Source organism: Bradyrhizobium tropiciagri, assembly GCF_001189845.1.
GTDB lineage: Bacteria > Pseudomonadota > Alphaproteobacteria > Rhizobiales > Xanthobacteraceae > Bradyrhizobium > Bradyrhizobium tropiciagri.
Map to the genome: position 1 here is coordinate 49,711 of NZ_LFLZ01000058.1, position 9,847 is coordinate 59,557.

Consider the following 9,847-nt stretch of genomic DNA (forward strand, 5'->3'; position numbering starts at 1 on the left):
AGGATAGCCATGAAGTTCAGCGCCGAACTGATCCAGACGATGCGCGATGCGTTGGAGACGGTGATGGCAAGCGTCCCGGCCGATCAATCCGTGTTCGGTCTCAAGGCGGCGGTTGCCGAATGCATCTTGCGGGCGGCCGCCCATGGCCAGACGTCGTTCGACGGGCTCGTGACGTCAGCATCCGATCAGCTGCAGTCGATCATCTCGATGCTGACCTAGGAGATCGGATCGGACGCGAGGATCGCTCGCGGTCCTGTCTACCTGCCGCACGAATGGCGGCAGGCGATCGTTGTCAGCGGAGCTGGCGCAGCGCTTGCTCGCGCTCGTTACCGCGCAGCCGCGTTGAACGCCTATGATGAACCGATGGCGTCCTTCGCGATCCTGGTCAGAGCTTCGTATCCGGACGGCGTCAGGTGCAAAAGATCGCTCTTGTAATTGGCGCACGGCGTGGTCCGTCCGCATGCGATGTTGGAGGCGTCGATCGTCCTGATTCCGAGCTCCCGGCTTCTTCGGCTGAGTTCGGAATTGACCGATCCAATGTTCTCGGCTGCGCCCTTCATTTGCTCGCCTCGCGGAAGAATCTGGATCGAGTAGATCTTGCCGTTCGGCCAAAGCGCCCTGATCTCTTCAAACAGCTTTTGATAGGATTCCATCACGCCGCACGGCTTGTCGAGGTAGATGTTGTTGGTCCCGACCAGCACGATGACGGACCTCGGCTTGATCTTACGCAATCGCTCGCGCTCGTGTTCGATGAACCAGAGCGTGTTCTGAATCCTGTCGCGTCCGACACCGAGGTTGGCCACCGGCCCGGCGCCGAGCGAGGCTGACAACTCCTTCGGCCACGCCTCGACCAGCGAGTCGCCGAGCATGACCGTCGAAACATCGCTGGTTAAGCCCGACACATTTCGCTCATATTTGCGTAGAGCATCGGCATTGTCCGGCATGGCCGGTGTCACGGCGAATTGCGCATCGGTCTTGTCGCATGCAGCGCGCGCACTCTGCGCTCGCCCCACCGACGGTAGACAGAGTGTCGCGACCATTGCTAACGTCGCCGCGGCATAGACGATTGATGTCGTTGACGCGGTGTGGCGGAGCGTTCCATCAGGCGTTGTCGATGTCATTGCGCGGTTCCATCTGAAGGCAGTCAATCCGATGTCGCTGAGCATTTCGATCCTGGGACAGTCAAACAGCATCTTGAAGGCAGGCTTTTTCCAGAAGCTCCTGGACGCTGATGACACAATTGAAGTGAAATCAGCAGGAAGGATCGGTGCATCTCCGTCCTTGCTCGGCCCTTACTTCGCCCAGGGCGACTTCTTCAAAGGCTCGGAATTTTGCATAGTCGACACGTGCGTCATCGATTTTTCGCTCCTTTCGGCCAATGCGATCGACTACTACGATGTTGTGAAGTGGGTTGAGTGGATTGGGCATTCTGCCAAACGCGCCAATTGCGAGCCGGTTTTCGTTTGCATACCGGTAAGCGACATCAACGCGTCGAGGACGATCATCTCCGCCTGCATTTCAGTCTGCCAGAAGCAGGACTGGTACTACCTTGACGTCAGGGACGTCATTGCCGCCGTCGTCAAGTCCAACAACGTGGACGCGAAGGAACTATATGCAGACGGCAGTCATCCGGCCGAGTTCCTGTCAGGGGTGATAGCCACGCACCTTGGCAATTTCTTGACTAAGATACGAAACGCGGCGAGCGCAAAGTGCAAACGCACGTTTGCATTCACGGCTTACGACCGCGTCCCGCTCAGGGATCAAATACCGAGCACTCCGCTCGAATATTCATCGAGGCTGATAACGTTCTCGGGTGTCAGGCTGGAACGCGGAGAGACGTATCCGATCCACATCGGCTCGGATTCATCGGTCCGCGGGCTCATGGTGAATTCAGCAGCCTGCAAGAGCGTGCTGTCGATCGAGGGAGATCGAACCTTCTACAAGAACTTGCGTCTCAAGCCCTATCACCCGACCAATTTCGAGGCGAGGCTGATTCCGATTTGCAGGCCAATTCGCGATCATCAGGGAATGGTCAGGCTGTCGCTGACGAACCAGGATGTTCCCCTGAGCGATGTCACGCTTCATAGCTCGAAGGAAGAGAATGGCGAAGGCTTCGTCGAAGTCGCCGATCTCGTCGTCGAGCGAGGATACGACCTCGTGACCTACACCACCACGCGGCCCGCCGATCCGGCTTCCATCAGGTGGATGGCGGATTGAGGTGCGCGATTCGATGTGGCAATCGCCGGAGCGAAGCCGGTCACGAAGGTATGGGCTCGTCAAGCGTTTGCACTTTTTGTGCGTTAGCGATCCTTTGACCTCTCATGAACTGACCGCGGAGAGCTGAGATCGATCGAGATCTTCCGCGTAAATCGAGCTTGCGATGTAGGCGTGAGGAGTTATCTCTTAGTCCTTTAGCCTTCGCAACGCAGCTGACCAAGCCACTTGGTTATGGTCGGCGGGCAGAAGCCTGCGACTCGCGTGGCGGTCTTGGGCGTCTGCCCGCTCGGCACATGCGCGATTGCGCGGACGGCTTAGCCTGGAACTCGCTGGCCACAGGGCGGGATGGAGGTCACTACCCCCAGCCTTTTCGCTACGCGTTCTGCGCGCTCGTTCGAACTGCAATTTGAGCTTCGACCGAACTTGAGCCTTCCCGCATTGCCCCACGCAGACATGGCTCTCGCCATATTCCGCGGCCAAAACCGATCAATGGTGCGAAAGTCGATGGACAACTCGGTCGGCGCTTTGGCTGACAATGTCCTTCCGCTGTAGAATCGTTCCGATTCGAAGGCGCTCTTCATATGACATTCCAAGCCCTCCACAATGGCCATGACGTTAGGTTGATCGGCTACACGCCCGAGGCGGTAAGGGCAGGTCGTCGGCGCGTCTGGTGGCGACAATGACATCAGGCTATTGGGAATTCCGCTCCAAGGGCGGCACGTTTCGGATCGTGCCGCTCAACGGGCGATTTCACTTCTTCTTCGAAGAGGAGGATTTCGGATCCTATCACTCGGCAGTGGCTGCGCTCGAAGACCTACTCGGAGGTTATTCCCATTATCCGTCGGCCCGCGGCCTCCCGCTTGAAGTCCCCGAATGGACGTTCGTTAGGGTGGGATGAAGACGGTTATGGCTACGAGTTCCTTCTGGTTGGTGACGGGCTCAGCCGGCACGCATTTCGAGCCAACCTGGTCGCTTCCCAGCAGGGGTCGACGCTCGTCAACACGCTGCGCCAGCATGATGACCGAACCAGCGAAGCCGTTCGGGGCGACCAATGCTTGTTGCAGTCCTAGCGAGTTCCAGCGCGTCGAGCCGCTTCCCAGCTTGCCTGAGCTGCAGTACGTTACCCGCTTTCCCATTTGCCCCCCATTTGCGCACTTTGATGGACGCTCAGTCGGGACAATTGTTGCCCTTGGTTCTGCTCTCTGTCGGATCACGTTGAAGTTGTTGCGGAGCACCAAATGGATACCATGCTGGATAACCGGGTTGCGGAAGGACGGCTCACGAGCTTGGAGGAGCAGCTTTCGAACTTCGCGCGCGAAGCGGGAGTGAGCCCTTCGAGTCCAACGACCGGCACAAAAGGGCCTCGTGCGCTGCGGGCGACGATTCATCGATTCAAAGATTGGCGCTACCCAGCTTCCGTCGGTTTTGTGTTGCTGGCATCCATTGTTGGCGGTGCTTGGTGGTGGTCCTCCGTTGGTACGGCGGTCGTACCCTCCTCAAAGCCCACATCCCTGACACAAGCCTCGCCGAACGACATTGCGCCGACTGCCGTTGTGCTTTCCCCCGATCTGGCACAGCAACTCCAACTGATGGCGCACGATCTCGCCTCCTTAAGGCAAGTGGTCGAACAGCTACGGCTGAGGCAAGAACAACTGGCCCGCGACAATGATAGCGCGGCAAGCCAAATCGCGGCAGGACAGGCGGAAATAGCACGCAACAACAATGTCGTTGACCAGATCAAGGCTGTCCAAGTTCAGATGACGCAGGAAAGCAAGACGGTCACCGAGCGGCTCAACGCGAGCCAGGAACAGCTGACCCGTCTGATCGCGAACACCTCGCCGCCAAAGGCGGAGCCTGAAGAGACTAAGCAGACGTCAGACCAACCAACGGTAACCTCCGCAATACCCTTGCCGCGTCCGCGGCGGCCGACCAATGTCACCCAGACGCATAAGCCGGCGCCAACCCCGGCGCCGCCGCAAGCCAGCAGGCCACAACCTGCGGCATGGCCATGGTCAGCGCGCTAATCCGCGCCGTCGCCGCTTCATTCCGCTGTCGCGGTAAACCGACATTTCGGCCGATGTGAAGTCGAAGTAGGTTGTAGGCTCGATGAAACCGGCGTGGCATTGCGGCCGCCCTGGGTCAGGATTAACCGCGGAAGCAACGTATGGGCATGCGCCTTGCAGTTTGGGCGATGCTGGGAATTTCAGTCTCCCAGTTCAGGAACAAACCGTCACCAGGTGGGTATTTTTGGGACCGGTGGCTCGATGAATTGGGAGGTGTCTTTGACCTACACAACGTCACTACCGGCCCGGTTCCTGGTTCGGAAAGGAAGCACCGACTGGATGGTTTACGACCGAGAACTCAAGGGGCCAGCACAGCTAGAAAAAGGCGGCCGCTTCGCTGAGAAGCTGACGAAGGAGCAGGCCGAGCTCGTAAAGCAGGCGTTGATGAACACACTCCCTACAAGTGCGGCCAATCTTCGCCGGTGATGGATATCTCGGATGATCGTTGTTGGGATAAATCGAGAACAAATGACATCCGTGTTACCTAGTAAGTTATATGAACAGAATTGGGCAGGGCGAACGAAGTGCGGCGAAATGGCGACGCATCGGTGGGGGAACTTGGGCCGCCGCGAAATTCAACTTTGGCCATTGGGCGTTGGCGTGAGGCATCGCCTGGCCGACGTGACGGAACGACCCGGGAACGCTTCAAGGCTTCAAAGCGTGCCGGGATTTCTTGATTTACCCCAAGAGCGGCCCCTGCGCCCGTCAGGGCGACGCCATTGCGATCGGCTTGCTTGTGGTTCGAAAAACCAAACTGAATTTCAACCGATGGTCTGGCGCTGGAAGCAACCTCTTCACATCGCGTTTGAGGTGCCGGGTACGAGGGCATCCGCCCTCAGCCTCTGGATCGCCAACTGCTCTTCCGTGAGGCGCCTTTCGACGAATTGCCGCTCTTGTTCGGTCAGGTTGCCTTTGAGCAATCGGCGATAGCGCTGGACATTGTTGCCGTAAACTTTCAGGCGCATCAACTGCTCGTCGGTCATCTTGATCTCCATGGGGGATCGGAAATAGGGGCGAATACCTTCCATAAGAACCGCAGTGGGCCGGAGGTCGTCTCGCAACCGTCTCTGCGCCAACACGACGGCGTTTCGGTGATCTTACTCAACCATCCTGGGCAGGGTTCAAGCCGATGATGCGTGCCGGATAGCTGCTTCGCACGGAAGCCGCGGATCAGCATCTATCGATACGCAATCACAACTGGCAACGGCTTCACGCCAACCGCCTATCAAAGACTAAAAGCCCCCCGCAATATCAAGCCACCGTCGTGATCTGCATCTTGCAGTTCGATCAAAGTCGGACAATGCACACTTTACTCCCGCAGCAATATAGCGAGCGTAGAACCATTACTCTGCTCTACAAATGGCTGGCTGGAAATTCCGAGGTATGCTGTCGAACATGAAATGCGTTTGGGGCTATGGCAGAACCATCCGAAGTCGCGGTGAATTTTGGCAACCACAATGCCTCCGGTTCAAGTCTCGGTGTGCATAATGGAGATCATGGGACTGCGCCGACAGTACGCCCAGCAGAACAGGCGACCGTTCCTAACATAGCGTTCGGAATGCCATCTCATCCGCGCCCCCTTCTGAAGATGTTCACGTCAATTGAAAACCGGTCGCGGCATCGCGGCGTTACGTACTCAGATACTGAGTGGCCGAGTGTGAAGCCCGCACTGAGGCCCAGGCGATCAACTGCGCCGATAGTCATCCTCGATACGGATGATGTCGTCCTCGCCGAGATAACTGCCGGTCTGCACCTCGATCAGCTCGAGCTGGATCTTGCCGGGGTTCTCCAGCCGATGCACCGCGCCGATCGGGATGTAGATCGACTCGTTCTCGTGCACCGTCTTGATCAGCTCGTTGACAGTGACCTGCGCGGTGCCGCGCACCACGATCCAGTGCTCTGAGCGGTGATGGTGCTTCTGCAGCGACAGCCGCCCGCCCGGCTTGACGATGATGCGCTTGACCTGGTGGCGGTCGCCATTGTCGACCGACTGATAGGAGCCCCAGGGGCGATGCACCTTGATGTGATTCTCGGTCACCTCGGGCGCGGCGACCTTCAGTTTCGCGACCAGCCGCTTCAGCCCGTTGGCGTCCTTCTGGCGCGACACCAGCACGGCGTCCTGGGTCGCGACCACGACGAGATCGTCGACGCCTTCGAGCGCGACCAGCGCCCGGTCAGTCGCGACGTTGCAATTGCGGCTGTCCTCGAACACCGCCGCACCGCGCGCCGCGTTGCCGAGGCTGTCCTTGTCGGACAGCTCCCAGACCTGACGCCACGAGCCGATGTCGGACCAGCCGCACGCCACCGGCACCACCGCGGCATGAGCGGTCTTCTCCATCACCGCGTAGTCGATCGAGATCGCTTTTGCCGCGGCGAATGCCGATGCATCGAGCTTGACGAAGCCGAGATCGCGCGTCGCTGACGCGACCGACTGCTCCACCGCAGCAATGCTGTCCGCATCGACATTGCGATACTCGTCGAGCAGCACGCTGGCGCGAAACATGAAGTTGCCGCTGTTCCAGAGGTAACCCGCATCGATATAGCCTGCCGCCGTCGCGGCATCCGGCTTCTCGACGAATTTTGCCACCGCGCGCACCTCGCCGGCGACCGCCTCACCCGGGCTGATGTAGCCGTATTCGGTGGCGGGCCGTTCCGGCTTGACGCCGAACGTCACGATGCGGCCGGCTTCCGCAGCCACCAACCCGCCGCGGCACGCGGCAACGAAGGCCGGCGTGTCGCGCACCAGATGGTCGGCGGCGAGCGCCAGCACGATCGCTTCGCCGTCACGGCTCTGCGCGAATGCGGCACCGGCTGCAATGGCGGGCCCGGAGTCGCGGCGCATCGGCTCGAGCAGCACGTCGGCCTCGCGGCCGATCTCGGCCAGCTGCTCCAGCACCATGAAGCGATAGGCCTCGTTGGTGATCACGATGGGACGCTCGAACAAGGTCGGATCGGAGACGCGCAGCAGCGTCTCCTGAAAGGTCGAGCGCGCTCCGAACAGCGACAGGAACTGCTTCGGATGCACTTCGCGTGACGCCGGCCAGAGCCGCGTGCCTGCGCGGCCACACATGATCAGGGGAATAATTCGTCGGTCCATCGATGCCTGAAGTCCTGTCGTGCTTATGGTCAAAGACAAATTGAGCGAAGGTAGCCGCGATGCCAACGACGAAGGACACTAGCACGACGAATCCGTGCCGCCGTGCGGACTCTGACAGGCGTACCGGATACACTCCGTCCCAGCCGTCAAGCGGCGTTTTCCCGCGTGAGTGATGCTCCCGCCTCTGCGGCGTCAGGTCGCGGTATGCACAGAGCATACTCCGGAAGGAGTAGGTGGGCTCCTCCATGGGGGAAATAGCGCGCGCGGGCGAACTGCACGAAACTACGACGAAATTTCGGATCGGCGAGGGCAGAGCCCGTTGGGTAAAGTAATCGCAGCAGTGGCACGGATTGCAAAGGGTGGGTTACCCCCGTTGCTTGTGCTGGCCGTGCTCGTGCAACCTGCCGCCTCTCGTCAATTGCGGCGAGAGCCACAGCCAGAAAAGCCGCAAGTGACGATGAATGCCTGGGCGATCGGCCTCGCCAGCGCCGCATCTCGTTAGATCGTGTCGCCATACGAAAGGTGATTGCGGATGGATCGCACGGTTGTCCTCGATAGTGAAGTAAGCCCTGCCTGCGACATCGCAAGCGCGCCGCCGCGGCGCCTGCTCAGTATTGCACAGCCCGCGCTCTTTTGGACGACGACCGTCGCCATCCTCGCAACCGCGTGGGTACCCGAAACAACACGGGCGTCGCCCGATCCGGTGCGTCTCGCGGCGGATGCACAGCAAACGTTAGCCGTTCCCAATATCAGCTCGGCTGCCGCGGCGGAGGACGGCAATTCCGAAGTTGCGCCGCGGGCCGAAGGCGGTGCCAATCGGTCGACGCTGATAGTGCAGGGAGCGGGCAGCCAGAGTGTGCCCCCCTCGGACCAGGAGCCCAATTGGGGTGAGAGCCTGTCCTGCGAACTCTCCACTGCAAGGCTTGACATTGGCCTGTTGCAACGCATCGAGCACGAGCGCGAGCGGGCGGAGATGTTGGAGCGGGGTCTTGCCGCAGCTCGACGCGACGTCGAAATCCAGACGGCCCTGGCCACCAAGGCTGTCGAAGATGCTGCCCGGGTGAAGCAGGGCGTGCAGGGTGCCGTGGAGCTGCAGGGTGCGCTGGAACAAGCCCGTGAGAGGGCAGGAAGGCTGGAACAGGATCTCGTGGCGGCACGACGCGATGTCGAGATCCAGACTGCGCTAGCGGCGCAAGCAGGCGAAGAAGTTTCACGGCTGAAGCGAACGGGCAAGAGCGGCGCGGCCGAGACAAGGCAACCGCCCGCAAGGGTCGGAGTGCCGGCCAGCGGCCGTTCTTTGGCGCGGACTGCAATCCAGGCCTACGAAGCTCAGGCCCACGCGGCTGGAGGAGAACTGGCCGAACTCGGACAAGCCACTGCGTGCGATACCGGGCCGCTTCGCTACCCGGAGAGGTTCGCACGTCTCGAGCAAGATCTCGCGGTCGCGCGAGGGCAGCTCGAGACACAGACTAAAATGGCGATGAATGCAGCCGAGGAGGCGTTCCGCCTCAGGCAGTCGAGGGAGAGAGACGCGGCCGGCTTGCAGCAGGAGCGCGAGCAATCTGCACGGCTGGAGCGGGATCTCGCGGCAACGCGACGTGATCTCGAGGTCCAGACCGCACTGGCAACGAAGGCGAGCGATGAAGCGTCCCGCCTGAAGGCGGCCGGAGCGAGCGGCGCAGCAAAGCTGGAAGCATCCCTGCGGCAGGAGCGCGACCGGTCTGCGCGGCTGGATCGGGATCTCGCGGAGACGCGGCGTGATCTGGAGACTCAGACTGCGCTTGCGGCGAAGGCAGGCGAAGAAATCTCCCGGCTGAAGGCCGCCGCGGAGAGTGGAACGCCGGATCTGCAAAAGGAGGAAGAGCGGTCAGCGCAGCTGGAGCAGGATCTCGCCGCGGCGCGGCGCGATCTGGCGGCCCAGACTGCGCTGGCGGCAAAGGCCGGCGAGGAAGTCTCGCGTCAGAAGCTGTCGGTGGAAGCCATGGCTGTCGATCTGAGGCAATCGCGCGCGAAGGCCGACGCGCTGGCACAGGAGGTTTCCAAGGCGCGCAGCTCGATGTACGCATACGAGGCACAGGCCCTTAAGACCGGAGAAGAAGTGGCGGAGCTCAAGCGGGCGGCGGAACGCGGCGCGGCTTCAACTGACAAGGCCTCACCCGACGAACTTGGACGATTGGCCCGGCTCCAGCAGGATCTTGCGGCGGCCCGCAGCGATGTCGAGACCCAAGCCGCACTGGCGGCGAAGGCAAGCGATGAAACAGCCCGCCTGAAACGGGAGGCGGAGACCGGCGCGGCAGAGGCGCAGAACCTGCTGCAAGCGGCACGTCAGCGGGCTGACAGGCTGGAGCAGGACCTGGTGGCGGCGCGACGTGATGTCGAGAGCAAGACCGCGCTGGTGACGCAAGCAGGCGAAGAGACCGCGCGGCTGCAAGTAGCGGGCAAGCACGCTTCCGCCGACCTGCAAAAGGAA

General features: G+C 60.9%; 9 protein-coding genes. 6 read left to right on the forward strand and 3 right to left on the reverse strand.

Annotated features, from left to right (window positions below):
• Window positions 1-9 precede the first annotated feature (9 nt).
• On the forward strand, window positions 10-219 hold the full coding sequence (locus AKN84_RS33140; protein ID WP_050424668.1) for a hypothetical protein: 210 nt from the start codon (window positions 10-12) through the stop codon (window positions 217-219).
• 131 nt (window positions 220-350) lie between these two features.
• On the opposite strand, the gene AKN84_RS33145 is transcribed toward AKN84_RS33140, so the two are convergent.
• Window positions 351-1,121, reverse strand: a complete 771-nt coding sequence (locus AKN84_RS33145; RefSeq protein WP_157863371.1) for an SGNH/GDSL hydrolase family protein — start codon at window positions 1,119-1,121, stop codon at window positions 351-353.
• A gap of 31 nt (window positions 1,122-1,152) precedes the next feature.
• Between AKN84_RS33145 and AKN84_RS33150 the strand changes: the two genes are divergently transcribed.
• The 4 genes from AKN84_RS33150 (at window position 1,153) to AKN84_RS33170 (ending at window position 4,706) form a co-directional block, all read left to right on the forward strand.
• Complete coding sequence (locus tag AKN84_RS33150; RefSeq protein ID WP_050424670.1) at window positions 1,153-2,217, forward strand: hypothetical protein; 1,065 nt, start codon at window positions 1,153-1,155, stop codon at window positions 2,215-2,217.
• A gap of 679 nt (window positions 2,218-2,896) precedes the next feature.
• On the forward strand, window positions 2,897-3,115 hold the full coding sequence (locus AKN84_RS46335) for a hypothetical protein (RefSeq protein WP_128971372.1): 219 nt from the start codon (window positions 2,897-2,899) through the stop codon (window positions 3,113-3,115).
• 340 nt (window positions 3,116-3,455) lie between these two features.
• A complete protein-coding gene (locus AKN84_RS33165; protein ID WP_050424673.1) occupies window positions 3,456-4,241 on the forward strand; it encodes a hypothetical protein in 786 nt (261 codons plus the stop codon).
• A gap of 252 nt (window positions 4,242-4,493) precedes the next feature.
• Entirely contained in the window at window positions 4,494-4,706 is a 213-nt protein-coding gene (locus AKN84_RS33170; RefSeq protein ID WP_244485649.1) for a hypothetical protein, read from the forward strand.
• A 368-nt stretch (window positions 4,707-5,074) separates the two neighbouring features.
• On the opposite strand, the gene AKN84_RS33175 is transcribed toward AKN84_RS33170, so the two are convergent.
• Window positions 5,075-5,263, reverse strand: coding sequence for a hypothetical protein (locus AKN84_RS33175; protein ID WP_050424680.1), 189 nt, complete (start codon window positions 5,261-5,263; stop codon window positions 5,075-5,077).
• Window positions 5,264-5,964: 701 nt separating this feature from the next.
• On the reverse strand, window positions 5,965-7,377 hold the full coding sequence (locus tag AKN84_RS33180) for a mannose-1-phosphate guanylyltransferase/mannose-6-phosphate isomerase (RefSeq protein WP_050424674.1): 1,413 nt from the start codon (window positions 7,375-7,377) through the stop codon (window positions 5,965-5,967).
• Between the two features lie 532 nt (window positions 7,378-7,909).
• On the opposite strand from AKN84_RS33180, the gene AKN84_RS33185 reads away from it, so the two are divergent.
• Window positions 7,910-9,847, forward strand: a 1,938-nt coding sequence (locus tag AKN84_RS33185) for a coiled-coil domain-containing protein (protein WP_050424675.1), incomplete at its 3' end; no start/stop codon positions are given.